This is a genomic window from Candidatus Magnetominusculus dajiuhuensis, assembly GCF_046044395.1.
In the GTDB taxonomy this organism is placed as follows: Bacteria; Nitrospirota; Thermodesulfovibrionia; order Thermodesulfovibrionales; family Magnetobacteriaceae; genus Magnetominusculus; species Magnetominusculus dajiuhuensis.
Genome location: NZ_JBJUSG010000011.1, coordinates 1 through 26,918, shown reverse-complemented (window position 1 = coordinate 26,918; position 26,918 = coordinate 1). Strand labels below are relative to the sequence as shown.

At 38.7% G+C, this 26,918-nt stretch carries 21 protein-coding genes and 3 pseudogenes; all 24 read left to right on the top strand.

From position 1 onward, the window contains the following. The first annotated feature begins 30 nt into the window (after positions 1–30). The 24 genes and pseudogenes from AB7D94_RS03015 to AB7D94_RS02900 all read left to right on the top strand — a co-directional run bounded on the left by AB7D94_RS03015 (position 31) and on the right by AB7D94_RS02900 (position 26,836). Positions 31–1,035, top strand: a complete 1,005-nt coding sequence (locus AB7D94_RS03015; protein WP_420264244.1) for a radical SAM/SPASM domain-containing protein — start codon at positions 31–33, stop codon at positions 1,033–1,035. A gap of 198 nt (positions 1,036–1,233) precedes the next feature. Further along, positions 1,234–2,430 (top strand): DegT/DnrJ/EryC1/StrS family aminotransferase, encoded by a 1,197-nt coding sequence (locus AB7D94_RS03010; protein ID WP_420264243.1) that lies wholly within the window; start codon positions 1,234–1,236, stop codon positions 2,428–2,430. Positions 2,431–2,449: 19 nt separating this feature from the next. Beyond that, positions 2,450–3,202, top strand: a complete 753-nt coding sequence (locus tag AB7D94_RS03005; RefSeq protein WP_420264242.1) for a cytidylyltransferase domain-containing protein — start codon at positions 2,450–2,452, stop codon at positions 3,200–3,202. Positions 3,203–3,313: 111 nt separating this feature from the next. Beyond that, complete coding sequence (locus AB7D94_RS03000; RefSeq protein WP_420264241.1) at positions 3,314–4,942, top strand: cytidylyltransferase domain-containing protein; 1,629 nt, start codon at positions 3,314–3,316, stop codon at positions 4,940–4,942. Between the two features lie 24 nt (positions 4,943–4,966). Then, positions 4,967–6,028 (top strand): N-acetylneuraminate synthase family protein, encoded by a 1,062-nt coding sequence (locus AB7D94_RS02995; protein WP_420264240.1) that lies wholly within the window; start codon positions 4,967–4,969, stop codon positions 6,026–6,028. Beyond that, positions 6,007–6,261 (top strand): annotated as a pseudogene (locus tag AB7D94_RS02990) (adenylyl-sulfate kinase); the annotation flags it as partial. The gene AB7D94_RS02995 and the pseudogene AB7D94_RS02990, both read left to right, overlap by 22 nt. Positions 6,262–6,511: 250 nt before the next feature. Then, positions 6,512–6,655, top strand: a complete 144-nt coding sequence (locus tag AB7D94_RS02985; RefSeq protein WP_420264239.1) for a hypothetical protein — start codon at positions 6,512–6,514, stop codon at positions 6,653–6,655. After that, positions 6,624–7,769 carry a putative sugar O-methyltransferase gene (locus tag AB7D94_RS02980; RefSeq protein WP_420264238.1) on the top strand — a complete coding sequence of 382 codons (1,146 nt, stop codon included), beginning with the start codon at positions 6,624–6,626 and terminating at the stop codon, positions 7,767–7,769. Before AB7D94_RS02985 ends, AB7D94_RS02980 begins: the two co-directional genes overlap by 32 nt. Before the next feature lie 19 nt (positions 7,770–7,788). Next, a pseudogene (locus tag AB7D94_RS02975) lies at positions 7,789–8,013 on the top strand (integrase core domain-containing protein); the annotation flags it as partial. Between the two features lie 199 nt (positions 8,014–8,212). Continuing rightward, on the top strand, positions 8,213–9,460 hold the full coding sequence (locus tag AB7D94_RS02970) for a hypothetical protein (RefSeq protein WP_420264237.1): 1,248 nt from the start codon (positions 8,213–8,215) through the stop codon (positions 9,458–9,460). 292 nt (positions 9,461–9,752) lie between these two features. Continuing rightward, entirely contained in the window at positions 9,753–11,126 is a 1,374-nt protein-coding gene (locus AB7D94_RS02965) for a B12-binding domain-containing radical SAM protein (protein WP_420264236.1), read from the top strand. 58 nt (positions 11,127–11,184) lie between these two features. After that, positions 11,185–11,931 (top strand): class I SAM-dependent methyltransferase, encoded by a 747-nt coding sequence (locus tag AB7D94_RS02960; RefSeq protein WP_420264235.1) that lies wholly within the window; start codon positions 11,185–11,187, stop codon positions 11,929–11,931. Between the two features lie 282 nt (positions 11,932–12,213). Beyond that, positions 12,214–13,461, top strand: a complete 1,248-nt coding sequence (locus tag AB7D94_RS02955; RefSeq protein ID WP_420264234.1) for an SGNH/GDSL hydrolase family protein — start codon at positions 12,214–12,216, stop codon at positions 13,459–13,461. Between the two features lie 396 nt (positions 13,462–13,857). Then, positions 13,858–15,285, top strand: coding sequence for a lipopolysaccharide biosynthesis protein (locus AB7D94_RS02950; protein ID WP_420264233.1), 1,428 nt, complete (start codon positions 13,858–13,860; stop codon positions 15,283–15,285). 26 nt (positions 15,286–15,311) lie between these two features. Beyond that, positions 15,312–16,613: an O-antigen ligase family protein gene (locus AB7D94_RS02945; protein ID WP_420264232.1), complete on the top strand. Its 1,302-nt coding sequence runs from the start codon at positions 15,312–15,314 to the stop codon at positions 16,611–16,613. A gap of 177 nt (positions 16,614–16,790) precedes the next feature. Continuing rightward, a pseudogene (locus AB7D94_RS02940) lies at positions 16,791–16,990 on the top strand (IS481 family transposase); the annotation flags it as partial. Between the two features lie 119 nt (positions 16,991–17,109). Beyond that, positions 17,110–18,552: a DUF362 domain-containing protein gene (locus AB7D94_RS02935; RefSeq protein WP_420264231.1), complete on the top strand. Its 1,443-nt coding sequence runs from the start codon at positions 17,110–17,112 to the stop codon at positions 18,550–18,552. Continuing rightward, positions 18,549–19,406, top strand: a complete 858-nt coding sequence (locus AB7D94_RS02930; RefSeq protein WP_420264230.1) for an ATP-grasp fold amidoligase family protein — start codon at positions 18,549–18,551, stop codon at positions 19,404–19,406. The genes AB7D94_RS02935 and AB7D94_RS02930 overlap by 4 nt, the downstream gene beginning before the upstream one ends. A gap of 359 nt (positions 19,407–19,765) precedes the next feature. Further along, positions 19,766–20,452 (top strand): glycosyltransferase family 2 protein, encoded by a 687-nt coding sequence (locus tag AB7D94_RS02925; RefSeq protein ID WP_420264229.1) that lies wholly within the window; start codon positions 19,766–19,768, stop codon positions 20,450–20,452. A 65-nt stretch (positions 20,453–20,517) separates the two neighbouring features. Beyond that, positions 20,518–21,930 carry a B12-binding domain-containing radical SAM protein gene (locus tag AB7D94_RS02920; protein ID WP_420264228.1) on the top strand — a complete coding sequence of 471 codons (1,413 nt, stop codon included), beginning with the start codon at positions 20,518–20,520 and terminating at the stop codon, positions 21,928–21,930. An 18-nt stretch (positions 21,931–21,948) separates the two neighbouring features. After that, entirely contained in the window at positions 21,949–22,512 is a 564-nt protein-coding gene (locus tag AB7D94_RS02915; RefSeq protein ID WP_420264227.1) for a class I SAM-dependent methyltransferase, read from the top strand. A gap of 93 nt (positions 22,513–22,605) precedes the next feature. Then, the gene (locus AB7D94_RS02910) at positions 22,606–24,585 is read left to right on the top strand and encodes a hypothetical protein (protein ID WP_420264226.1); all 1,980 of its coding nucleotides are present in this window, start codon (positions 22,606–22,608) and stop codon (positions 24,583–24,585) included. A 66-nt stretch (positions 24,586–24,651) separates the two neighbouring features. Beyond that, entirely contained in the window at positions 24,652–25,638 is a 987-nt protein-coding gene (locus tag AB7D94_RS02905) for a methyltransferase domain-containing protein (RefSeq protein WP_420264225.1), read from the top strand. Positions 25,639–25,984: 346 nt separating this feature from the next. Next, on the top strand, positions 25,985–26,836 hold the full coding sequence (locus AB7D94_RS02900) for a glycosyltransferase (RefSeq protein WP_420264224.1): 852 nt from the start codon (positions 25,985–25,987) through the stop codon (positions 26,834–26,836). Positions 26,837–26,918 lie beyond the last annotated feature (82 nt).

Here is a 26,918-nt window from a genome sequence, read left to right as displayed (position 1 = left end):
TGTTAAGTCCAGAAAGTAAGGAGTGATATTTTGGGAAGAGGGCCAACACCTGAGTATTATAAGGTATTGAATAATGACTACGTGAAGGGGACTCTGACGTGTCTGAAACCTTCCACTATAAAACGCGTTGTTAATGCCAACTTTCCAAACGTCATCAACATAGAGCCGACCAACCGCTGCAACCTGAAGTGCGTTTATTGTCCCAGAGAGAGCGCTGACAAGGGAGTTGGTATTATGGATTGGGATCTGTATGTTCGTCTGATTGATGAAGCATCCGAATACGATAAATTGCTTATGTTAAATTTTCACAAGGATGGGGAATCGTTTTTACACCCTCGTTTTATGGATATGATTGGATATGCGAAGAAGAAAAATGTTGCAAAAGTGATCCATATGAACACTAATGCCCTTTGTTGGACAGATAACGTCATAGAAGAGCTTCTACATAGTGGAATAGACGATATTACGGTAAGTCTGGATGCAGCATGGCCTGATACATATAAAAAACAGAAAGGAGTTGATTGTCTGGAAAAAGTAGAGAAGCAGGTGTGGCGATTTTTTCAGAGGCGTACTGAGCTGAAACGAAAAAGCCCTTTTGTGAGAGTGAAAATAATGGAATTCAGCGATGTCTCTCATGAGGAGATTGAGGCATTTCACAAAAAGTGGCTTAATGTGGCAGATATGGTACAGGTAACTGGAATTCACAGTTGGAGCGGTGCAATAAAAAATATATCTGTAACAGATGAGACCGCGCCCGTTAGATATCCATGTGTTATCATGTGGTATTCTCTTGTGATCAATTGGAATGGCGAGGCAACGGTCTGTTCAGTAGACTGGAATACAGAGATAAAAGTTGGGGATGTGAGGCGGCAGACCATTCATCAAATTTGGAAATCACAGGCGATAAAAGAGGCGCGTCAATCGCAGATTAATAATGATTATGATAAGTACAAAGTCTGTAAAGATTGTGTTGTGTGGGTTTCTATCGGAGATATCACCGATTGGCTGATTAAAAAAAAGGAGTTGTACCTCTAAGCTGAGATTGTCGGTATGTCAGAAATTGTTTATACAAATTCGAATCGCGCATGGGGAAAAGCTCAAACCCTCATTCTATCCGGGGTGCTTATTTTCCCTCGCGACTACAGTTTACAGAGCATTTCGAGCATCAGAGGTATTGAAATATCATCATTGCTTCAATGATATAGAACATAATAATTTTTAGGGGGAAAAACGATGAATAACAGATGGCGGTTTGGGGAAAGAGAATTTCAATATATCAGAGAAGTTCTTGACTCTGGATTCGGAGCAGGCACTACAGGAAATATGAACAATCGTTTTGAAAGAGCCTTTGCAGATAAGGTAGGTGCAAAATATGCAATAACGTTCAATTCGGGGACATCAACTTTGCATGCGGCATTGCACGCATTTGACGTCAACGCTGGAGATGAGGTTATTATTCCTCCACTTACGGTAATGAGCAATGCAGCTGTTATTATTGCACAAAACGCAGTTCCTGTTTTTGCTGATGTAGACAGAGATACCTTTAATATTGACCCCAGAGATATAGAGCGAAAGATCACTGAGAAGACGAAAGCTATAATGCCCGTTTCACTGTACGGATTGTGTTGCGACATTGACCCTATAATGGAAATTGCGAAGAAACATGGCATCAAGGTCATTAACGACGCTGCGCAGGCTCATATGGCAGTTTACAAAGGCAGACAGATAGGTGCTATCGCGGACGTAACTAGTTACAGCCTTGAAGACTCCAAGCATATTACAACAGGTGACGGAGGAATTCTGGTAACAGATGATGAGAACCTTGCGATTGAGATGCGAAAATTCGGAAGCTTGGGTTATGCTATTATGAAAGCCACTGACGGTCGCATAAGGCTTAACAAGGGTGTTTTCCAGGATCCTAATTACAAACGTCATGATGCTTTTGGATTTAATTATCGAATGCCCGAAGTAGCCGCAGCAGTAGGATTAGCACAGACAGAGAGAATTGACTTTTTCATAAACATCAGAATTAAAATAGCATCCATGTATAAAGAGGCTATTAAAGGGTGTAGCTATCTGGTGGCTCAAGTTACTCCTCCCGACTATATTAATAGCTATTGGTGCTTTGCAGCTAAATTTGAACATGGGGATATTTCATGGCATGACTTTAGAGATAAGTATATAGAGTTCGGAGGGGATGGAATATACGCAGCTTGGTCTTTAAGTTATGAAGAGACGCTCATGACCTCACAGATTTATAAAAAGAGAGCACCGTACTATTATGCGGGTTTGGAATATCATAGGGGGCTATGTCCGGTAGCCGAGGAAATACAACCTAAACTTATGCAGTTTGTAACAAACTATGAAAGCGAAGCTGAAGCATTTCCAAAAGTTGAGGCATTGAAGAAAACCATAGATTTTTTTAAATAATAGCGATAGATTTGATTATATGCCATATAAGAGTAACGAGCAGTACGGAATAATAATTCAAGCAAGGACTGGCTCTACGCGGCTTCCATGCAAGGTGTTGAATGATATCGACGGGAAGCCCATGTTATTACGTCAGGCAGAGCGACTTAGGGAGCTAAGTCGCATCAGAAAACTTATCGTTGCGACTTCCGACAGGCCGGAAGACGATAAGATAGAAGCTTTATGTAAACAAAATGGGTTCAATTGCTTTCGTGGAAATCTAAACGATGTTATGGCCAGGTTTATTGATTGTGCCCATGAGTTCAAAATCGATTATATTATTCGGGTGACTGGTGATGATCCTCTTGTAGATCCAAAATGCTGCAACCATCTGATGGACTTACACCAGGCAGATCCTCATGAATTTATGTATGCAAGTAACCGCGCAGGTTGGCCTTATGGCTGCGCGGCTGATTTGATTGAGTTACAGGCATTGGATAGAGCACACAAAGAAACTTTGAATCCTGTCCATTTGGAACATACGGTGCCTTACTTTTATGAAAATCGGGATAAATTTTCCATTTTGCAAGTAAATGCTCCTATTAATATAGTACGACCTAATTATTATTTAACCGTTGATTACGAGGCGGATATTTTGCTGGTGCGTCAAATTTTCAAACTACTGGAAAATGAAGGGGATTTATTTCCGTTGGAAAGTGTAATACATCTATTGGATCATAACTTGGATTTGTTAAACATAAACAGCCATCTGCACCGTGGTTTTGATATATAAAGAGTAGACCATAGCAAACAAAATGAGAAATGCTATCCGGCACTGTCTTGATAACGAAAGACTGTAATATATGGTGAGCTCTGCAAAAGAGTTGCTTTAGACAAGGAGAATATGAAAGAGTTCTGCATAATACTTCCAGCCGTAAAGAAAAATGTAGCATTTCCAGATGACCTGATTAAAAAGCTCAATGGCATTACCCTGTTGCAAAGAGCATTAGATAAAGCGGCCTCCATAGCTGAGTTACAAGATGTGTATGTTGTAACGGACTCGGAGGAAATAACACTTATAAGTACTCGCTATGGAGTAAATGTTGTTTACAATAAGTATCTGCGTTTAACTTTAGATGATGTGTTAAAGGTGCTCAAATTTTTTCTGGTGAGAGTTGCCAAGAAATACGAAAACGTTATTCTTCTTTGGGCGTATACTCCATTAGTTACGAAAGCCATTGTCCTGAAAGCATACGAGGAACTTCTTCTGAACAAGGAGAGGGATGTGCTGATTACAGTAAAAGAGGAGCTGCACCGGGTGTTCAGTCCCACGGACAATGGGCTTAAAAGCATTATGCTTGATGATTCCTGTAAAAAGGTTTTTACCGCGGTCAAGTCTTTCTCAATTTTCAAATCTGAACTTCTAATCAAAAACAATGAGGATAAGCTGAATATACATCCCTTTTTACTTGATAATGATATAGTAGAAATTAAGAGTTACCAGGATTGGTGGATATGTTCACGACTTCTGAAAAGGAAGAAAATCCTGTTCAGGGTCATCGGCAGCGATGATGTAGGAATGGGGCATATTTACCGCTCTCTGACTCTTGCTCATGAGATATCAGACCATGAGATACGGTTCATTACAGACACTGAAAACTCCATAGCAGTATACAAAATCGCCGGCAATGATTATTTGATAGAGGCAGTAGAAAAGCGGGATATGGTTGATAAGATACTCTCTATCAGGCCGCATCTGGTTATCAACGATATACTCGATACAGAAAAGGAATACGTCCTCAGGCTGAAAGACGCCGGCATAAAAATTGTCAATTTCGAAGATGTCGGCTCTGGAGCAGCCCTATCGGATATTACTTTCAATGAGTTATATGAAACGTCCGTAATCACGGACGGGAACATTAAATGGGGAAGAGGCTTTTACTTTTTGCGGGATGAGTTTGATAACGCAAAACCGCACCGCTTTAAAAAAGACGTTACCGGCATTCTGGTAACATTTGGGGGAACAGATCCGATTAACCTCACAACAGCGATTCTTCTTACAATACTTGACTTTTGCAAAGAAATGGGCATAATGATTTACATAGTTGCCGGGCCTGGCTATTTGTTTAAGGATGAACTCAGCCGGATTATTGCCGCTCTGGACTACGATAAAGTTTTTTTTACATTTGCAACCGGAGTAATATCTAGCATAATGGAGAAGACACAAATAGCGATCTCGTCAAATGGCCGAACGGTCTACGAACTTGCCCACATGAACATCACTGGCATAATTATTTCCCAAAACGACAGGGAAACACGTCATCCTTTTGCCAATGAAGCAAACGGGTTTATTCCCGTTGGCATATATGAAAATGGAGTGACCGAACGGGTTGTTCTGCAGCGGCTGAAAGATCTTGTGCTGGACGTAAAGTATAGACAGAGATTATTTTACAGAGTAAGATTATCTAACTTCTCAAAAAATAAGAAAAAAGTTCTGAAGATGATTCTTAATCTTATTGAAGACTATGAGTAGGGATTTATACTATCAGGTGCAAATATGAAAATACGCGAACTTTTTGACACTTATAATCAATTTGATGCCAGTCTGTCACGCCCTTACATTATTGCGGAGGCAGGAGTAAATCATGAAGGCAGCATGGATCTTGCCAAACGGCTCATTGATGATGCCAAAGAGGGTGGAGCAAACGCCATAAAATTTCAGACCTACAGAGCGCATACCATAGCGTCCAAACACTCTCCTGCTTACTGGGACATGGCCAAAGAGCCGACTTCGAGCCAGTACGAGCTGTTTAAAAAGTATGATAAGTTTTGGAAGAAGGAGTGTGAAGAGCTTAAGCGCTATTGTGATAGGTCGGATATAGGGTTTATGAGCACTCCTTTTGATGTGGATGCGGCAGATTTTCTTAACGACCTTATGGATGTGTTCAAGATATCATCCTCGGACATTACCAACAAGCCCTTTATAGATTATATCTGCCGTTTTAACAAACCGGTTATATTGTCAGTCGGTGCCTCGTATATTTACGAAGTGGAGGAGGCTATAAGCTGGATAGAGGAGCATGGAAATTCAATGGCGCTTCTTCATTGCATTCTGAGTTACCCGACCATGGATGCCGACGCAAATCTTGGCATGATTATTGACCTGAAAAAGCGGTATCCTGGCAAGTTAATCGGCTATTCCGACCATACGCTGCCAAGGGATATGAAGACCCTTGAGGCGGCTGTTCTGGTAGGAGCGGCAATTATAGAGAAACATTTCACATACGATAAAACACTGCCGGGTAATGACCATTACCATGCCATGGACAAAGTGGACTTAAAATTATTTAATGCGAATTTAGATAGGCTGTTTACTCTTCTTGGCAGTTTTAAGAAGACCTCCATACCATCGGAAGGCCTGGCAAGGCTAAATGCCAGACGAAGTCTCGTAGCGCTAAGAGATATTCCGATAGGCAAATCAATAGAAGAGGCAGATATTACGTTTAAACGTCCCGCTAATGGAATAAGCCCCAAATTTATCAGCGAGGTTGTCGGCAAAAAAGCTGTGGCAGACATACGACAAGATGATATTCTCACATGGCGTGTACTCTGCGATTGACAGTCGGCAATAAATTTAAAAAGGATGTGGATGCGGCGAATAATACGGTTTGGCATCATGCCACAGGTACCAGAGAAAGAAGAGAATAACAAAATGGGCATAAAAGTGCAGTTGTATGGTTTACAGGGCTGTCAAGTTCTGAGAAATCCACCATTGCCAACTCAGTGGAAGAAAAACTTCATGAAATGGACTGCCGTACTTTTGTTCTTGGTGGAGATAACGTGCGCTATGGTCAATTCTGGTAAAATAAATTTGGCCTCACACATGGTATAAGCCATATGTATCAATAACATGGATGATTATCGATGAAAATTGCTTATTTCGATTACTGGACAAAGAGAATCCACCACTTCTTAAATGTTGATAAGATACTGAAAGAGAAGGGACATAGCACATTTCTTTAGCATAGGGTGGGGGAAAAGCGATAAATGATAGAGGCAAAACTATCAACATGGGTTTTATTCCAGCTAAGGAGACAGGACAATGAGAGTTTTACTGATAGCATATGACAACATGTTTTACATACAGGTTTTTCCAATGGCGCTAGCCGCCATTATGGCAATACTAAAAAAATCGGGATACGAGGAGGAGTTTTATGTTGAAAGAAAATTTATTCCATTTGCCTAAATTTCCTCATAAACACGAATATACATGGTCTACAGCAGCCGTTGAGAAGGCGAGCCATCCACTTTTGTCAAGGTTAAATTTGGATGTTGGTACAATTTCTAAAGACGCATTTTCTGATAATAATATTGCAGTGAAAGAACCCTCGGATAAAGATATTGTAATCAGTAAGATACTGGCTGATGCAAGTAAATCCTATTTTAAAGAGAATATTGCTAATGGAGAATGGAAGTGGATAAATGAAAACCGTCGAGCAAACTATCTGGCGGCATTGAAGTCTGCGGATGTTAATAAATTAGCAAATATTTACTCTAATCTATTTAGAGAAGATGCATCTTACGGGATTGTTAGCTCGACATATTCAGATTTTTGTGATCCAGTACGGCAAATAAAAGTTATTAATGGTATTCTTTGGGATTTGGATACTTGGTTGGATTATACCAATGTACCACCAGAAGAATATTTAAATATGCCAAACGTTGGAATGCCTTATGGTGTTTATTTTGGTGAGTATCTTGTTTCGCCTGATATCTGTCGGCATGATTGCCATGCGTTGATAATTTGCAATATATTGGAAGATTTGGATTCGTCTGCCGATACAGTGCTTGAGATAGGTGGGGGCTATGGGGGTGCAGCATATCAATTTTTCAAACGGAACCCTGCCGGAAAATATCAGTGGATAATTGTTGACCTTTTTGAAACGTTATGTATGCAATATTATTTTCTAACTTCATGCGGTATCAAGGTTAGCTTTTCATTTGACGGCAATTGTGAACAAGGCATTTCTCAGGTTGTTCTTGTTCCAGCTGATGTGGCTGAGAAGATAAATCGCACTGTTGATATCGTATATAACTGCCACTCGCTATCAGAAATGGATCGGTCTACAATCGAACGTTATTTCGATTTAATTAACTCACAATGGAAGCCGCGGTATTTATTTCATATAAATTCAGATGTTCTGCTTTTCCCTGACTCACCGCGTCATATTGAGATTTTGTGTAGTCAGTTTCCAATTGGCAATGCCTATAGAAAGATTTACCGTGCCATTTCTCCGTGGTCGGGGGGCTGTGGAAGAAATCGGGAGTACCTTTATGTAAGGAGATTAAAGGCAACTTAAAAGGGGGATTATGTTAAGGGTTCGGGTAAGCATGGGCGGCAAAGGAAGTGCAATTGATAATATCTTCACCGAGAGATTGTGGAGGTCGTTGAAATATGAAGAGGTTTATTTGAGAGACTACCGCGATGTCCGTGAATCACGCAGTGGGATAAGCAGATACCTGAACTTCTATAACTATGAGAGACCACATCAGTCGTTGGGCTACAGAACGCCTGCGGGCGTGTACTATGGCAGAAGTAACTGACACGGCTGTGGAAATTACCACAGCCTAAAATATTGTGAAAAAGGAGGAGAAAAGGATCTCAGGAACACCCGCCCATTTGGGGTTGGACTATGAAAAATATAAGGACTTGCTGTAACTTAAAAGAGGCAAATTTTTGTCTTGATAAATGGGTCCACTATACCATATGGTATAAGCGTGGGTATCAACATAAGGGGTTTCAATGAAAATTGTTTATTTCGATTACTGGACAAAGGGAATTCACCACTTCTTAAATTTTGATAAGATACTGAAAGAGAAGGGACACAGCACACTTCTTTTTCATTTAGGTTCTTTTATCGGCACATGTGCTAAGGAGGAGGTTCTTGATGGTATTTTATGCCGGGATATCAGTTTCTATAATACCAAATATATCCATAAGGCGCTTCAGAGTATTAAACCAGATGTTGTTCTTGTACTTAATAATAAGACGTTGATGGACCGGGCAGTCACCCTTGCCTGCAGGGCCTTGGGCATAAAATCAGTCTTTTTGATGCACGGTATGGTAATAGTCGGGGATGACGAGATTGCCGACTATTTGGAGACAATTGAGAAAGCATATAATTCAAACGTTAATAAGATTAAAAAGATTCCTAAATATTTTAGATTTGTCTTACCGAATTATATTTATTCAAGTTTTAAATATGACAATAAAAATATTAAAAATCTACATTTCCTCAACGTCATTTGGGCCAATGCAAAAAATCCTGGATTATCATTGCTTTTGCCGCACATTGCAACAGAAGAACTGGCCACCGATAAATCTCTTGTTTACGCCGAAATATATAGGGAGTACTACTTAGCGATTGGATTTAAAGAATCTCAGATTGTTGTTGTTGGCAATCCCCATAACGAGAATCTGTTCCGGCAGATTAAGAGCAATGATTTTAAAATCGTTGACTTGCCGCAAGAGGTTGTCACTCTGATAGAGAATAACAGGAAATATGCCCTATATCTGGAAGATAGTTTCGTTGAAAATTCAAACATGGGTGGATGGACGGATGAGTACCGGAATGACCATTTGAAACAAATCGCCGATAGACTGAAAAATGAGGATGTTACTTTAGTTGTAAAACTTCATCCAGGAACGAATATAAGTAATATTAAAGTTAACTCTGACAACATCATCATAATCTCTAAGGCAACACTATCTACGCTGTCATATTATGCGGACTTCTGTATAGGACATATTTCTACTACAGTGCATATATCCATTATTTTAAAGAAGCCGGTTTTAATTCCAAGATGGGATAGATCAAAAAACATTATAGATTACTATTGCAAGCACAAAGTTGCAAACGCATGGAACCATGTTGATGACGATATTGATTTATCCGTTAATCAAAAGGCCAGAGAGGAATTTATAAGGATATATATTACAATAACCGAGCCTACAGCAATCGGGAATATAGTCGAGAATATTCTGAAATGATCGAATAGGAGTATGAATGAGTAACTGTACTATGACAGGACATTGGAAATATCTGGGAATGTTTCTCTACGAGAGACTGCCGGTAGAGATGAGGTAGTTTTACTACTTATTAACAAGCCAATGCATAAGATGCTTCGGAATATTTATGCAAGACTCAAACAGAATAATAATTCTGTAGCGATTGAGGAGGATAACAATGAGAGTTTTATTCATCTATTTTAATAGAGAATTTCGGCCACGGGTGCCATTCTCGCTGGCTCTATTGGAGACGATCGTCAAAAATGAGGGTCACATGACAGAGGTGTTCGACACAAGTTTTTACCTTGATTTACTTGACCCGTGGGAATCTAACCTTTTGAAGGCCAGCATTTGGAAGATTGTAGATAATTTATCCATTGAAGCTAAAACATGTAATCCATATGACGACCTTAAAGAAAGGGTTAGTAAGTTCAAACCGGATTTAATAGCGTTCACCTCTTATTCTTTTAATATCGGGATACAAAGAAAATTGCTATCGCCTCTTAAGAAAGAATTTCCAGAAATCAAAGTTATTGCCGGCGGGGTTCAGGTTTGTCTTAATCCTGAGGATAGTATAAATGAACCTTATATTGATATGATATGTAATGGTGAAGGCGAAGAACTTATAAAAGAGGTTTGCAGTCGAATTGAGACAAGAGAAAATATGGAAAATATCAAAGGGTTATGGATTAAAAAAGATAACGCAATTATCAGAAACGGCATAACTGATAAGGTGGATATCAACAAAAATCCAACGTTGAATTTAGATTCATACGATCCGGTACAAATCTATGGATTATATGAAGGCCATGCTTACAGAATGGGACATATCGAAACAACAAGAGGCTGTCCTTACAATTGTAGTTATTGCGGTTCCGGCGCAATGAGAGAAGTATATCGAAAATCAGGTGACAATAGATACATCAGGCACAAAGATCCGGTCAAATTGATTCAGGAATGTACGGAATTGAAAGAAAAGTACAATCTTGAAATGTTTTATTTTCAGGACGGCACCTTTACGGCTAAACCGTTAAGCCTTCTTGAAAAACTAGCCCCGCTTTACAGAAAAGAAGTTGGACTTCCCTTTATTGCGTTAGTTCGTCCAGAAACTATCAGCAAAAGAGTAGCTGAGTTACTTGGTATTATGGGATGTGTTCATGTGAGTATTGGCGTCGAATCCGGCGTTCAATCCTATAGGGAGAAAGTTCTCAATAGAAGAATGTCCAATCAGACAATCATTGATGCGGTAAGATTCCTGCGTGCAAATAATATCCATGTTAGTACATACAATATGATCGGTTTGCCTGGAATGGACAGAAAACATGTATTTGAAACTATAAAGCTTAACAAAGAGGCAAAGCCAAACTCATCTATCGTTTCAATTTTCTTACCGTTTCCGGACAATGAACTGACAAAAACACTGATCAGTAAAGGTTTGATAACAACTACTGAAATAAAATCCCAGTTGGGCGCCACTCCAAATGTAGAAATAAAAGAAATGAAGGCCGAAGAAATCATTGGTTTATACGATACCTTTAATTTGTATGTAGAGTTGCCGACTTTTTTATATCCCATTATTGAGTTATTGGAAAAGCAAAACCCCATAGCTAATTTAGCCAGAAAGGTATTGTATAAATTCGTCCGGTGATAATATATTCAACTATAAATAGTGGTCGGCAGAAGCCTGTAAGAAAATAGGAGAGCGAATGCAGAATAATGAAATTTTGACAAATTGCTATGATAGGAAATCATCGGAGAGGTTTTGGGATCCTTTGAATGGGCCGGTGGGGCGGGACGCAATAGTTTTGCCATTGATCCATGGTGCGTCAGGGAATGTTTTGGAATATGGTTTTGGCTCTGGTTCATTGCTATTTTCTCTCGCTAAAGAGCGCCGTTTCCACAATCTCATTGGGATAGATATAAGCGAAGTGCTTGTCAAAAGGGCAATGGATATTATTGATAACACAGATTTGGAATGGGTTAAAAAGATAAAGCTTTTAACACCTCAGAACGATACTATTCCTCAAGTGGCTGACGGAAGTATGGATCTTATTATCAGCGTTGCCACGATTGAACATGTGTTAGATCCGTACATTGTCCTTGATGAGCTGCATAGGGTAGCTCGTGAAAATGCGATAATGGTCTGTTCTGTACCAAACTATGCGTACCTGAAAAATCGGTTTATACTCTTACTTGGAAGGCTGCCCAAGACAGGTACTGACGACCCCGTTGAGAGTTGGCGTACATGCGGCTGGGATGGAATGCACATCCACACATTTACTAAAGACGCCTTTGCTACACTTTTGAGGTCTTGCGGATGGGAACCTGTAAGGTGGACAGGTTGGGGAGAGCGGTATAAATTTCTTTTTAAACTGCGCCAGAAATTGCCCTCGCTCCTTAGCGGTGAAATTATGGCAGTATGCAAAAAAATAGAGATGCGCACTGCGAAATGACAAATCCCTTGATTTTATACAGAATATCCCGATGGTTCTATCTCAGGAAAATGAGGAATGTTGCCGATATTATAAAGAGAATTAACTATCTGATTTGCAAAACCAATATAGGTTATAAGTGTAAGATTGGAAGGAATGTAGTTTTCAGCAACTCATGGCTGCTTTGCAGCAAAAGACACTTGACAAAAATGAGGCGGTTGTATTGAATATGGACAGTAGAGGCGTACCTACTTCAACAAAATTCGGGACACCCATAGTCAATCTAAAAGGGAGATCAATAAAATGACACAACAAACACGTTTATTAATGGTAAAAATGAAAGGTATATTTACATATATTTCTATTATAGTATCAACAACATTATTCGTTCTATTTATGATAGAGATAACATCACTGTTGTTAGTAGAGATATACTCACATATGCGACATTCCGGATTACTTCCCGTATATCAAGGAATGATTAAAGAGCTACCAAAAACTAAGGAGTGGATGGAAGGGTATATCGCAGAATTAGATGATTCTGCTCATACGAGCTGGCAGTCTTATGTCTATTTTAGGCGTAAATCGTTTAAGGGTAAATATATTAATATTGACAGCAACGGTTTCCGAAAAACATATGACAGTTTGGATCCTAAGTATAAATCTATCAAGGTGTTTATTTTTGGTGGCTCAACTGCCTGGGGAACTTTTGCAAGAGATGATTATACTATTCCTTCATTCATTTCAAAGATGTGTGCAAATGAAGGATTTAATACATCTATATTGAATTTTGGAGAAGGTGGGTATGTTAACTCACAGGAGGTTATTGCACTTATGCTTGAAATAAGAAGAGGGAATGTTCCAGATATTGTTATTTTTTATGATGGATATAATGATAGCTTCTCTGCAATACAAAATGAAAAGGCTGGAGTTCCTCAAAATGAGACCAATCGAGTAAGAGAGTTTGAGTCAATTTATGACTCTCATAATGTTTATAGACAGGCTATTAGAAGTATTTTTACAAATACTATTTATATTATAGAAACACTTGAAAGACTACGAGTTGATCATATTAAAAAGGTAGATCAAATACCGACCAAAGATGACATTTTAACCAAAGCAGCGCTTGCTAATGATGCAGCACAAGTTTATACATCAAATATACAAGTAGTGCAAGCATTAGGTAAATATTATAGATTTGACGTGTTGTACTATTGGCAGCCTGCTTTAGCATCAAAAAACAAATTGTCAGCGTACGAAGCGGACCATTTCAATTTTTTCAATATTCGAAAAACACAATCACATACATGGAATATGAAGGAATTCTATCAAACTGCTACTAACAGAGTGAATGATTTAATGTCCCTATCAACAGACATTAAGTATTATGATATCAGCAATATATTTCGTGATCATGATGAAACTATTTTTATCGATGATGTGCATATTACTGAAGAAGGAAATAAAATAGTAGCACAAAAGATGTACACAGACATAAAACCTATAGTAGCTGCTAAGAACGTGAAATTGTCCGTAGTTCCACTGAAGTAGGAATGCCGATACTACCAGTGGTCTACAAGGAGCGCATTAGCAAGATGACACTGTCTGCGACCGAGGCGCATGTAATGCCGATTGGTGGAAAATCATTTCTACATACATTCGTACTCCTTAGTAATTTAGATAGAGGTTATTATTTGTATTGTATTTTTTGTTTATGCAGTGAAGATAACGCCGTAGTATGATAATTTAAGGGATATAGGTGAATAAGAAGATATTAAGATTGGAGTCTTCATTTATCCATAAACTAATATTAATAAGTTCGGTTTCAATGTCATTAACTTAACTCAGTTGTTTAGTACATCTCATAGTATCTTAATTGTGAATAGGATTTGTCCAATTCACGCTGGTCCAAGACAAATATAAGGGCATTTAGCAAGAAGAACCATTATGAAACCTCTACGCTTTTTACTGACTGGCGGGTTTTACGGCCTTTCGGATGTCTCTGTAAAACTGTTGCAGATGGCGGCTTTACTCTGGCTTGCTAAAATATGTACAAAGCAGGAATACGGAAATTTTGGAATTTTAATCAGTGTTCAACAGATTATAACCCTTCTTGCTCTTGGAGGAAATATTGAGACCATGAGCTCAATGCTTAATAGGTTCAGGGTTAAAAATAGACTTTCCACTCTCTTTTCAAGTGTTATGCAGGTTACTAATATATCTTCAGTAATAATATCAATCTGCTTCATCCTTATTTGCCTTTATATGCTAAAGACAAATATAGCGTTTGGCTCAATAAAAGTTTACATTTTAGCTTTGTTATGCGGTTTGTTGATCGCGAGATTCATGTTAATGACAAGCATTTTTCAACTGCAGGAAAGGCATGGAATGGCTATCTTGTTTAAGACCGTGCCATTTTTCCTGGCATATTTACTTGGTTATGTAATTGCTAAAATTAACAATGATCATATATCGGGATATTATGAAGGTGTATTAAGTGGTCTGCTGATCTTTATCTTTGTTAAAAGTTTTGTTATTAAAGCTGCTAAAAGCAAATTCCATAAAAAAATTATCATGATCTTCTACAAGAAGAGCCTGCCATTTTTAGGGATAGTGGTTATTGGGTGGATGTCGGGCATGGGAATGAATATGATTTTAAAGATACTATTTAGTAATAAAGAGATCGCTGAATATACTATGATAAATAATTTTAATGCCGTATTGTTGCTTACAATCTCGATGCTTTCTAATGTCTGGAACCCAAGATTTTATTTAATCGCCGCAAAGTTTCCTGAGGGATATTTAAATAGAGCTAATAACAAGGTCTTTCAGGTGCAGCTTTTGATATTGAGTACAATTTCGGCGCTAATGCTGCTCTATTTTAAAGATATATTAGGCTTACTAGGTGGAAACTTGCTTGGGTACGGTGAAATTCATCCATATTTATTGATAAGTTATTCATCCTATATTTTCTTGATATTATACTATCAAAGTGTAAGTTATTATCTTCTCCATAACCGTGGGGCGCTTATTTTCAAAATTAATCTTATCACCGGTGTCATCGGCACTCTGGCGTGGGTACTGTTTATGCTCCTGGTCGGCACTTGGGGAATTTACCTTGGATTTGCGGTACAGATGGTAATGCGGGGAGGAGTGATATTCTGGTACGCGTTTAAGGAGTGGGGAGTAAGGGTGTCAATTTCAAATCTGTTGAGCGGTTTTCTTATCTTATTTGCCGCATACTTCATTAGCAATAGCGCAATGGGCATAGTAATGCGAACAGCTGGGTTTTTCAGCCTATTGCTTGCCGTTGCAAGTGTTTATTGGATTATCCATCGCAGGAAATTTGCTGATTATTTGGAATATATATCATGAATAGTTTTATGAGACTGATGAGATTAATGAAAGACCGTCTGTGGAAAGCGAGGCTGCTGACGCCGGTTGTTGTAATTTTTTCATTTGGATATGGAATGAGAGACGGCGCGTTGGTTTTACCGTTTCAGTGTGCCTTTCTTTTTTTGAATCTGCTGATATTCAATGTTGAAATATTTACATCACATAAGCAAAACAACCATGAAACCGATGATATAAGGCAGATGATATTCATTATTTTTATTTATATGAGCCTTTCTTTTCTTATCAACTCCTTTTACTCTTTACTTGATCCCAACTCACAACTATACAGATTGAAATCTTTTATGGTTAGCCTTCATTTTCTACTCTTTTACTATATAGGGAGCTTTTATTCATATAACACTGATAGCTTGCTTAAACTTATGAAACGCATTTTCTGGACATTATCAATAATGCTTGTATATTTTATACTTAAAGGCATTAATGGATATTTCTCGATTGGCGGTGATCTGATGGCTTTGCGGGGTATTTTAATTCACAGATATATAATGGTTTTCATCTTTGCGGCAACTATCTCCTTTGCGCTATTGTCGCTAACAAATAACCGCATTCTGAAAGTCTCGGTTGTTATGGTATTTGTCTTATCAGTTTTCATTGGATTAGCATCAATGACCAGGTCAATAATAATACAAATCTTGTCTAGTGTCATCGCGTTGATATACTTTTCGAAAAATAAGAGTAGAATTCTGTTTTATAGCTCAATGATTTTGATTGTAGTCGCAGCCCTAACATTTGTAAGTGGCGATTTTAAAAGCAACTGTGATAATTATTTTTTTAGAGCAGTGTATTCTAGAATAAATGCGCTCATCAATGTACCTCATTCTCTAACAGAAGGAGGAGATGATAGTGAAAGGTATCGGATATGGATGAGTTCGATAAAACCGCTCTTAGACAATCCCATGCATCTCTTTTTTGGATTCGGAGAGCTGGGAGTAACATATTACGCAGAAGGATTTGTTGATAATGGTTTTTTGGATTCAGGCTACAACGCACACTCTCAATTTATCGATATTTTAGCAAGGGGCGGAATTATCGGCCTTGTTTTATATGCGACATTTTTTATAAAGATTATCCAGTATGGAGCGAAAAAAGCTAAGGCTAAGGCAGGTTTTGCTAATGAACTTTGGAAGTATTTAACCATCGGACTTATTGGAGTGCTGTTTTATTCTTTTGGCCATGAAACCTTAAGGTTTCCATATTTTGCATATTTATTCTGGTTTCTCTTGGGAGCATATTCCTCTCCATTAGTGAGAAAAGGCGCTTGTGAAAATTTATGTGCGGCATCATAGGATTTACGAAAACTATCAATAAATACGCAACTATGGTTACGGATAGAGGCATGTTGGGCTTGCTCCATCACAGAGGGCCTGACGACCATGGCATTATGGAATTGGCACGGCGCTTCAGAGTTTTAATGGGATGTTAGCCTTCTGTATTTACGACAAAAAAATGGGGACTTTGATTCTTGCCAGAGACCGCATAAGACTGTACTTGAGGAATTCTACAATGTAGCCTTTCGTAAAAAGATTTACTGCCCCATTGAAGAATACAGAAAGACCTTGATGAATACAACTATTGGTGTGCCCATCAAGGCAAACATTGTAACGGTTCAACACCTATGGAGTGTTTAACTGAAATATACACCTTGCACAAATCAAAACGATAGAGTCTGATACTGAAGCAGATGATAAGGCAGCCTGACCTCTCTTACAGCTCAGGCAGGAATTTTATACAGACTGTACGATTAAATGCTGTTCATTACATATAAAGTAGAGAATTTCACGCATGTTTGCATCCATTGTTAACAATGATCAGCTTTGTTATCCAGAAGGAGACGCATTCTTTTCTCCGTCGGCGTCTTATCCTGAATATCCTTTCAAGAATATTTCTACTAAGCCAAATCGCGTGTATCACGCCGTGCGCGAATGCTTGGCGCAATCGGGGCATGATGCCGAAAGATTTGGCACCCCAGACTGGAACCCATTAAAGAATTATATCAAGCAAGGAGACAAAGTGTTTCTGCTATGTAATTTTGTTTATCACCACCGGCCACAGGAATCTTTAAGAGATTTTTTTGCCAAATGTACTCACGCTTCAATCCTTCGAGCATTGATTGATTATGTTTATATTGCCTTAAAAGGAGACGGACGAATATCTTTTGGGAATGCGCCTTTGCAATCATGTGTCTGGGAACAGGTACTAATAGACACGGGAGCTAATATAATTCTAGAATTCTACAAACAAAATCATGTTGAAGTAGCGGCAAAAGATCTTCGCTTGTTTATGGCTCCAAGAAATCCTTTAGGTCAGGTTGTATCCTCAAAAGAAGTTCATATCGATGCTGGAATAATTGTTAGGTTGGACAACAAAAGTCTTCTTGACGGATTATATAAAAATAATAGAAATATTCATTTCAGAGTGGCGGATTATAATCCGGACAGGATAGAAAAAATACACGGACTCCACAGGCATGAATATATTATTAATAAAGAAATACTGTCCTCTGATGTTGTATTTAGTGTCCCAAAGTTGAAAACTCATGAAAAGGTTGGAATTACAGTCGGCCTCAAAGGCTTTGTAGGTTGCGTTGGTCATAAAGATTGTCTTGCGCATCATCGCTTTGGATCAAAAGAAATCAATGGTGATGAATACCCCGGTAACAGTCGCTTGCAGATCCTTCTTTCGAAATTGCACGATTTTGTGTACAGGAGAAATTATCCCCAATATTTAAATTCATTTTTTGAAATAATCGATAAGAACTTGCGAGGGATCGCAAGAAGATTGTTCAATAAAATTCAAGCGGGGGCATGGTATGGAAATGATACTGCGTGGCGGATGACGATTGATTTAGCCTACATTATGCACTTTGCAAATACTGATGGATTGATCTCTGAAAAGCCTCAAAGAAGACACCTTGTTTTTATTGACGGGGTAATTGGGGGTGAGGGAAATGGACCTCTCTCGCCTTCTCCGGTTGATAGTAGATTGGTGATCTTCAGCGATAATGTGGTTTTTGGTGATTTAATAGCATGTAAACTAATGGGTTATGATTCAGAAAAAATCCCTCTGCTTTATCAGTCAGAGCGCAATAATAAGTTAGTTGATATCTCAGCACTTCAGAATATTTATTGCATAATGAATGAAAAGCGAATCAGGTTTACGAGCCTAAAACCGGTACTCAATCGTTCATTCATGCCACCTGTAGGCTGGAAAGGATATTTATCATGAATTGGAAAGAACTTTTGATGCGATTAATGAGGGATCGTTTTTATAATCATTTTTTTTATTATTATCTTCATCTCAAAAAAGGGCAATTTCCTAAAATACTCAACCTGAAGAATCCGACTACATTTAATGAAAAAACCATCTGGTTGAAAGTTAATCAGCGCTACGTGAATGCTCATATTATTGCGGATAAGGTTTTAGTTAAAAATTTTGTTAAACAGAAGGTTGGAGAAAAATATCTAATACCCAATATTGCTGTTTTTGGCAACGTATCGCAGATTGAAATCGACAAGTTGCCAGCGTCGTTTGTATTAAAAGCCAATCATGGGTCGGGTTGGAATATTATTTGCCCAGATAAAAAAGAATGTAATATGGATGCGGTAAAGAAAAAATTAAGTAAATGGTTAAATACTAATTATTATGATATCGGTAAAGAGTATCAATATCGCGATATAGTCCCAATGATTCTTTGTGAAGCCTACATGGAAGACTCAAAAGAAAATCCTCTTATCGATTACAAAATATTCTGCTTCTCCGGCAAACCCGCGTTTATACAGGTTGATCTTGACAGACATATAAATCATACAAGAAACTTTTATGATATTAAATGGAATTTACTGCCATTTACTACTTTATATCCTCTGGGTAAAAGGCGACTGCCGAGACCTGACGGCCTCGACGAAATGCTTTTCATTGCCGAAAAATTGTCAGACGAGTTTAAATTTGCGCGTATTGATCTCTTCTTTCATAATAGAGAAATTTATTTCGGTGAGATAACTCTTCATCATGGAGGCGGGTTTGAGCCATTTATACCGTCGGAATACGATTACGTACTTGGTAACTATATCACTCTATGAGTTGTTACATTTGCTTGAATTGTGGCGATTAGAATATCAAATCACAATTTAAGATTGGCAGGATGGATTCGTAAAATCTGTTCGTTATTTCTCGTACTTCGCTAACGATGGCAACCATTTTGACTATATTAATGACAATGAGCTTAAAAAGCATCACCTCTTCGATACCGGCGAGGCCATGTCCTTAAAGGCACGTTTTTTTGATGGAAAGGAGCATGTTTATAAGATATGGAATATACTCTCATTTAAGATGTGGTATAACAGATGGAATCATGTTAATTAATACGGTTGGCATTGCGTGGTAGGATTGAAATGCACCGTTATGCTTTAGATTTAAGACAATCAGGAGATGAGGAATTATGAAATTATCTATTGTTATACCCTGTTATAATGAGATTAAAACAATAGACAGTATAATAGACGCCGTGAGGAATTCGCCATACGACGATAAGGAAATTATAGTCGTAGACGACTTTTCGACCGATGGTACTCGCGAGAGATTAAAAGTGTTAGAGAATAAAGTGGATAAAATTCTATATCACGACTATAATCAAGGTAAAGGCGCCGCATTAAGAACAGGGTTTAAAGTTGTAACAGGAGATATGGTTATTATTCAGGATGCGGATTTGGAGTACAATCCGATGGAATATCCAAAGCTAGTGGCTCCGATTCTTAACGATCAAGCCGATGTTGTTTATGGGTCGCGGTTCTTAGGAGGAGAGCCTCGCAGGGTTCTTTATTTTTGGCATAGCATAGGAAATAGAATGCTTACCCTGGTTTCAAATATATTTACAAATTTAACATTGACCGATATGGAAACGTGCTATAAAGTATTTAAAAAGGAGATTGTTCACTCTTTCGAGATCGAAGAAAACAGGTTCGGGTTCGAACCAGAAATTACGGCAAAAATCTCAAAATTAAAATGCAGAATCTTTGAGGTAGGTATATCATATTCTGGAAGAACTTACGCTGAAGGGAAAAAGATCGGTTGGAAAGACGGATTAAGGGCGATTTGGTGTATTTTAAAATATAATGTGTTTAGATGATTTTTCTAAGATTGTTAAATGAATAGATTGCTGAAAAAAAAATACGGTATGTGAGGGCTAAGATAATGCGGTTTATTTTTATAAATCCCAACAGGGCAATCGTCAGAAGTAATATCTGGAGTGTGATTAACTCAATTACGCCTCCACTTGGCCTTGCCACATTGTCTGCGGTAGTTGAAAGAGATGGACATGAAACCGAAATAATTGATGCAATGGCCCTCAATTACGGTATAGATGACATTCTCTCAAAATTAAAATCACTAAATGTGCAGGAAGACTGTGTTATTGGTATTACTGTAACGACTCCAGAGATTGAATTTGCAGCCAATATTGCCAGAGCGATTCGGAACCATTTTCCAGCGGTTAAGATTCTTATGGGTGGTGTACACTCAACCATCTTCCATGATGAACTGATAAAACAAGGCATTTGCGACATGGTTATAAGAGGCGAGGGAGAAAACGCCATACTTGAAATTGCGCGAGGTACGCGTTTTGAAGATATTCCTAATCTTACTTGGGGTTCACCTGGAAATGAAGTATTCGTAAATGACATGAATAGTGATTTTGTTGACCTTGAAGGATTGCCATATCCATCCTATCATAAACTGCCGATGGATAAATATCATTCTGCGCTGGGTGCGGCAAGGCATAGCCCATCAATTGGCATGATTACGTCCAGAGGTTGTCCGGGGAAATGTACGTTCTGTTTTTCAGGCATGTTTGGCTCAAGGATAAGATTTACAGCAGCAAGAAAAGTCTTCGAGCACATTGAATATTTAAAGTCGACGTATGGCATACGGGAAATATCCTTTTACGATGATACCTTTACAACAAGCAAAAAAAGAGTTGAGGAATTATGCCACCTGATGATCACTGAAAAAATTAATTTGAGTTGGTCATGTTTTGCAAGAGTTGACAGTGTTAGCCTTGATTTATTAAAACTTATGAAAGAGGCAGGCTGCCACCAAATAATGTATGGATTTGAATCCGTGGATGAAAATATACTGAAGACAATCAATAAGAAAGTAACCAGCTCCAAATATCACGATATAATTTCATGGACGAAAGAAGCGGCAATAGACATAAGGGGGGCGTTTATGCTTGGAAGCCCTGGAGAAACTGAAGAGAGCATGAGAAAGACTATAGACTATTCAAAAAAAATTGGTATCAAATTTGCGATATATAATATAACTACACCTTTTCCCGGTACGGCATTGTTTGAATGGGCAAAAAAAGAATGCTGTCTTAAGCATACGCAATGGCCCTTATATGATTTAGCTCATGCTATATTAGAAATACCAACCGTACAGTCAAGCGTTGTCGAAGACTACTACAAGAAGGCCTATAGGGAGTTTTATTTGAGGCCCCATTTTATTCTTAATCATTTGTTATCCATTTCGACAATTGATGAGGTTAAGACATATTGGAAGGTGCTAAAGGGGCTTTCTTCTATGTTGTTGCCAAAGAAAATCACATGAGCTTATGAGAAGATACTGATGAAAGAGCCATTATTAGAACCGTTGTTGAGACGGGCAAGGATGACTAAGGTATTGCCTTTGATAATGAAATACAACAAGTGCGAATTGCTTGATATTGGATGCGGATTTAACTATAGTCTATTGAGAATGCTGGAGCCTTACCTCTTGAAGGGATATGGAATTGATTTTAAAGTGCCGGAGATTCATACTGAGAAAATTTGCACATGCCCTGCTACCATTGACGAGACCCTTCCCTTCGCCAGTTCGCAGTTTGATGTAGTCTCAATGCTGGCAGTCCTGGAGCATTTGGATAAACCTCTTCATATCATCAGGGAAATAGAGAGGGTACTAAAACCAGGCGGCAGATTGGTGCTAACTGTTCCGAGCAAGTTAGCCAAACCTATATTAGAGTTCCTATCACACAGAATAAATATAGTGAATAAAGAGGAAGTAATGGATCACAAAACATACTACAATCACGGTGATCTTGCTACGTTATTTGGGCAAACAGGCTTAATCGTTGAAAAACACAAGTATTTTCAATTTGGCATGAATAACATGCTGTGTGCAAAGAAAGAATGAGAGCTAAGCGCTATTTCCATTTTTCGCTGAAATATAAAATCTATTCGGGTTTTGAACTAAGCTTTACTCTATACAGATTACAAGGAGGGTTTGATGTATAGTAATAAAAAAGACTGGAAGGCCATTGCAATGAAGTTATTTATAATGATGCTTGCCGCTATATGCTTTCTGCAGGTTGTAGAAAATATAAGAATAGGATTCTTTTTTTCTAAACAAATCCTAAGAGGCAGAGACAATAACAACTATGTGCGGCTTACACAGCCGGTAGCCGGCACATTAATCCTGGCAAAAAAGATTCTCCCTCAAAATGCAATTGTCCAAATCAGTCCCAATGACGGTTGGGGCTCAGATTGGGTTAATGCAAACTATTTCCTTTATCCTTTCAAGGTGTGTAGATCTGTTGAGGATGATAGTTGGACACATCTTGTAGACTTTAACACTGCAAAAACGAAAACAGATCAATTGCCGGGGAAGGAATCTGATCTCTCAAATTTTAAAGGGAAAAAGTTTGAACTTCCTAATGGGGCAACTGTTTACGCTAAACAGGGGTTTGATTTTAACCTTCCGGATGATAACACTCCTTTGGCACAGATTTTAAAGCAGGAAATCAAAAGCGGTGTGGATTTCCATCCAGAAGATGTTCTTCCTTTATATCCAATTAGAGGAAAGAGCTTTCTGATCTTTCTTGGCGTTGTTTTTTTAGAATTGTTTACCGGATGCCTCATACTCAAACTAATTAGGCTGACGGCTAAGGATGCAGGTATTTTATACTACATCGGAACGTGCTATCTTTTGGGTTTTATTTATTTAACCTTGCCCTTGTGGGGTTTTTATGTAATTGGAGTTACTCTTAACAGTGCCAATATACTAACTATTTGGGGAGCTTTAATCATACTTTTAGCGATTTTAGTAATGGTGAAATTTCGGGGAATTTTTCGTCTTTCACTCACACATCATGTATCCGGCTCCCCGGTTAATCGAGATACGGTATTAAAGGCCGGGTGGAAAGATAAGTCCTTATCTTATGCGGTAGTGTTTATCTGTTGTATGCTTGTTCTATCCTATGCAGCTCAGGCCGCTTATAGTCCGGTCTGTGGCTGGGATCCATTCACCATGTGGGTTATGTACGCAAAGATGATAGTATCAAATCAATTTCTTAAACCGGGTATTGGAGGTGACCAATATCCAATGTTATGGCCAGTTCATAGCGCTATCATGTTTGCTTTCAATGGAGATATTGACCACGACGAGTTCGTTCAATGGACTATGGCTTTACTAATTCTCGCTACCGCCTCCCAGATTTTTGGTGCCCTTACTCTTCTTAAGGTGAATGCCATGTGGTCTGCAGTCACTTTAATCTTATATTTCCTATTCTTTCCGCCAATGGTAGCGCCGTTTGCTGAGACCGGCTTGTCGGCTCTTGTCGCAGGGGTAGTTGCCGCTGCGGTTGGATGGTTGAAGCTGCCCGGAAAACGTGGATTCCTGATATCAAGTCTTCTTATGGCAGTCGGCCTTGCATCGTTTAAGATGGAAGGAGGGATCGCGTCGATTTTTATAGGTATAGCGCTTGCTGCCGCGTCCGAGGGTTCATTGCTCTCAAGAAAGAATTGGTGGTTGATTGCTGTTTTTTTCTTTCCATCCCTAATTGAAGCTGCATGGATTATTTACCAGAAACATAATATGCTTATTGGTAACGGAGGCCAATTTGCACATCTAATGGACGGGGGCCTATTAGAGCTAGCACACAAGGTGTATGTTATTATCAGGACATCATACATTCACATACTATCTGCCCATCCTATGTATTCTTTAGCGGCGGGATTTGCACTGGCCGTATTTCTTCAAAAAACAGTGAAAAGAGTATCCAGAGAGGAGATGTTCTTAATGATATTTTCACTTGGTATGATTCTTTTTATAGGATTATCTCTTCTGGGCTGGGAAACTAAAAATATATCAGCTTGGTACATACAAACCGCACCAAGACTTATTTTACACGCATGGCCATCAGTCATAGTATTAGTGGGTAGCCGCTTATGGGGCGGGCACGACATGCAGGCTGGGGATAGTTTGTGAGTATGTCAACGAGCATCGTACACGGGAATTGATTCAGATATGATCAGCAATGCCGGAGGTTAATCAATGCATAGGAATTGGCTTGATAAGTTAGTTTGCCACCAATGTAAAACACCGCTTCTATTACACGATGAGATTGAAACAGATGGGCTTATCGAAACGGGAACATTGAGCTGTATCACGTGTAAAAAAGATTTCGCGATAAGAGGCGGCATCCCAAGGTTTGTTACGCTTGACGCAGAGTATGAGAATTTTGGCGTACAATGGAATAAATTCAGGCGCACGCAAATAGACTCTTTATCGGGATTAACTCAGTCTGAAGACAGATTTTTCAGAGAGACAGATTTTAAAAAAAACCAGATTGGGAATAAATTATTTCTCGATGCCGGCTGCGGTGCCGGCAGGTTTGCAGATATCGTTTTGAAATACGGTGGCGAGGTGATCTGCGTTGATATCAGCAATGCAGTAGATGCGTGCAAAGAAAATCTTATTGCATTGGGTTATGATATAAGGAAATTTCTGATTGTCCAGGCTTCGATTTATGAGCTGCCGTTTTGCGATGGTACATTTGATAGAATTTACAGCCTTGGCGTCATACAACACATGCCGGACAGACAAAAAAGTATTGAATGTCTGTCTGAGAAACTAAGTAAAAGCGGTAAATTGGCAATTTGGGTATATGAGAAAAATATCTTCCAGCTTTTTATGTATAAATACTATTTCAGGATACTTACCAAGCATCTCAGTTGGAAGATTAATTATAGGATCTCTGTCATTTTAACTGATATTTTCTTCCCATTCGGGAACTTATTACATAAATTTAAACTTACTTTTTTTACAAGATTCTTACCCTTTGCATTCAGAGCTGCGGGTGATTACGAGGTGTCGAAAGAATGGTCGCTGCTTGACACCTTTGACAGTCTGTCGCCAAGATACGATAATCCTCTCACATTTAATAACTGTAAAACATGGTTTAAGAAGGCCGGATTAACTGATGTACGGCGGTTAAACGCAAGAGGGTTAAGTGTTGTCGGCACGAAGGACAGTGCGTGAAGCGTGTTGTATCGTCAAGGATGCTTTGAATATAGTTTTAAATTTCATAGGATTGAGAAGCGGTGGAGGCAGAGGGGATGCCCTAAATCTAATCAGGAGTATTCCTGCCAATGCGCCTGAACATAATTTTATAGCAATAGTGCCTGCTATGCACGGTTATGAAAATATTTCGGTGACTGCTAATTGTAAGGTCTTGTACGAGCCGGTTCATGCATTTAACGATGTGTGGAGACTCTACTTTGATAATGTTGTTATTCCTTCGATATGTAAAGCTTTTAAAGCTGATCTGCTCTTTACTATGGGTAACAACGGTCCATTTAAGTTAAAGTTTTGCAGGCATATTATTATGTTGAGAAACTCTCCATTGGTATATCCTATAGAACATATGGGCAGCATAGATATGAAGTTGAAGGTAAAGGTTTATTTATTAAAGCAATATATGAAGCGGGCATTTCCTAATGCCGATGCCGTTATCGTCCAAACGGAAACAATAAACAGGCGCATTAGAAGCGTTTATAATATAAGAGGTCCTATCTATACGGTAGGCAAAAATATTTACCAAAATATACAAACCTCTGGAGATACCGGCGAAGGAAACCAACAAGTACATGAGATTTGCAACTGTGGAAGTAAAATGAAATTATTATATGTGACTGATTATTATCCCCATAAGAATATTGAGCGATTGTGCGAGGCTGTGGCGCTATTGGCAGTCAAAGGGATTGATGTAACCCTGTTTCTGACAATTGACAGTAATGGCGATGGCAACGGCCTTATTAAGGCTATTGAATCCAATAAGTATGGGAAAGGCGTTATTAACCTGGGGCATGTGGATCATGTTAATCTTTCAAGCGTATATCAATGCTGCGATGCCGTGATAATGCCAAGCCATTTGGAATCTTTCTCTGCGACGTACCTGGAGGCAATGGCCTTTTCCAAACCGCTGATGGTAAGCGATCTGGACTTCGCACGCGAGATATGCGCAGATGCTGCCCTCTATTTTGACCCATACAATGTGGATTCGATTGCCGAAACAGTGCATCGCCTGATATCATATCCATCATTAGGGCGGCATTGTATAGAAAAGGGGAAAGATCAATACAAAAAATATAATATTTCATGGGATGATATAGCAAAACGATATATTGATATTTTTCTCAAAACATGCTGGATAAATAGTGGCAACCAGACACTATAAAGCTACTTTGTGAAAAAAGCTTTATTGGGGAGCCCTATAACCGACATAGAGAAGCGAAAAGAGTTAAAAGCCCCCGTGCTTT

Bases quoted from the DNA above. Each gene is read 5' to 3' on its own strand.
- AB7D94_RS02955 (WP_420264234.1), top strand. From the start codon at position 12,214: ATGACACAACAAACACGTTTATTAATGGTAAAAATGAAAGGTATATTT.
- AB7D94_RS02910 (WP_420264226.1), top strand. From the start codon at position 22,606: ATGTATAGTAATAAAAAAGACTGGAAGGCCATTGCAATGAAGTTATTT.
- AB7D94_RS02970 (WP_420264237.1), top strand. From the start codon at position 8,213: ATGAAAATTGTTTATTTCGATTACTGGACAAAGGGAATTCACCACTTC.
- AB7D94_RS03010 (WP_420264243.1), top strand. From the start codon at position 1,234: ATGAATAACAGATGGCGGTTTGGGGAAAGAGAATTTCAATATATCAGA.
- AB7D94_RS02960 (WP_420264235.1), top strand. From the start codon at position 11,185: ATGCAGAATAATGAAATTTTGACAAATTGCTATGATAGGAAATCATCG.
- AB7D94_RS02945 (WP_420264232.1), top strand. From the start codon at position 15,312: ATGAAAGACCGTCTGTGGAAAGCGAGGCTGCTGACGCCGGTTGTTGTA.
- AB7D94_RS02950 (WP_420264233.1), top strand. From the start codon at position 13,858: ATGAAACCTCTACGCTTTTTACTGACTGGCGGGTTTTACGGCCTTTCG.
- AB7D94_RS02900 (WP_420264224.1), top strand. From the start codon at position 25,985: ATGTTGAGAAACTCTCCATTGGTATATCCTATAGAACATATGGGCAGC.
- AB7D94_RS02980 (WP_420264238.1), top strand. From the start codon at position 6,624: ATGTTGAAAGAAAATTTATTCCATTTGCCTAAATTTCCTCATAAACAC.
- AB7D94_RS02965 (WP_420264236.1), top strand. From the start codon at position 9,753: ATGACAGAGGTGTTCGACACAAGTTTTTACCTTGATTTACTTGACCCG.
- AB7D94_RS02995 (WP_420264240.1), top strand. From the start codon at position 4,967: ATGAAAATACGCGAACTTTTTGACACTTATAATCAATTTGATGCCAGT.
- AB7D94_RS02905 (WP_420264225.1), top strand. From the start codon at position 24,652: ATGCATAGGAATTGGCTTGATAAGTTAGTTTGCCACCAATGTAAAACA.
- AB7D94_RS02985 (WP_420264239.1), top strand. From the start codon at position 6,512: ATGAGAGTTTTACTGATAGCATATGACAACATGTTTTACATACAGGTT.
- AB7D94_RS02930 (WP_420264230.1), top strand. From the start codon at position 18,549: ATGAATTGGAAAGAACTTTTGATGCGATTAATGAGGGATCGTTTTTAT.
- AB7D94_RS02915 (WP_420264227.1), top strand. From the start codon at position 21,949: ATGAAAGAGCCATTATTAGAACCGTTGTTGAGACGGGCAAGGATGACT.
- AB7D94_RS03005 (WP_420264242.1), top strand. From the start codon at position 2,450: ATGCCATATAAGAGTAACGAGCAGTACGGAATAATAATTCAAGCAAGG.
- AB7D94_RS03000 (WP_420264241.1), top strand. From the start codon at position 3,314: ATGAAAGAGTTCTGCATAATACTTCCAGCCGTAAAGAAAAATGTAGCA.
- AB7D94_RS02935 (WP_420264231.1), top strand. From the start codon at position 17,110: ATGTTTGCATCCATTGTTAACAATGATCAGCTTTGTTATCCAGAAGGA.
- AB7D94_RS02920 (WP_420264228.1), top strand. From the start codon at position 20,518: ATGCGGTTTATTTTTATAAATCCCAACAGGGCAATCGTCAGAAGTAAT.
- AB7D94_RS02925 (WP_420264229.1), top strand. From the start codon at position 19,766: ATGAAATTATCTATTGTTATACCCTGTTATAATGAGATTAAAACAATA.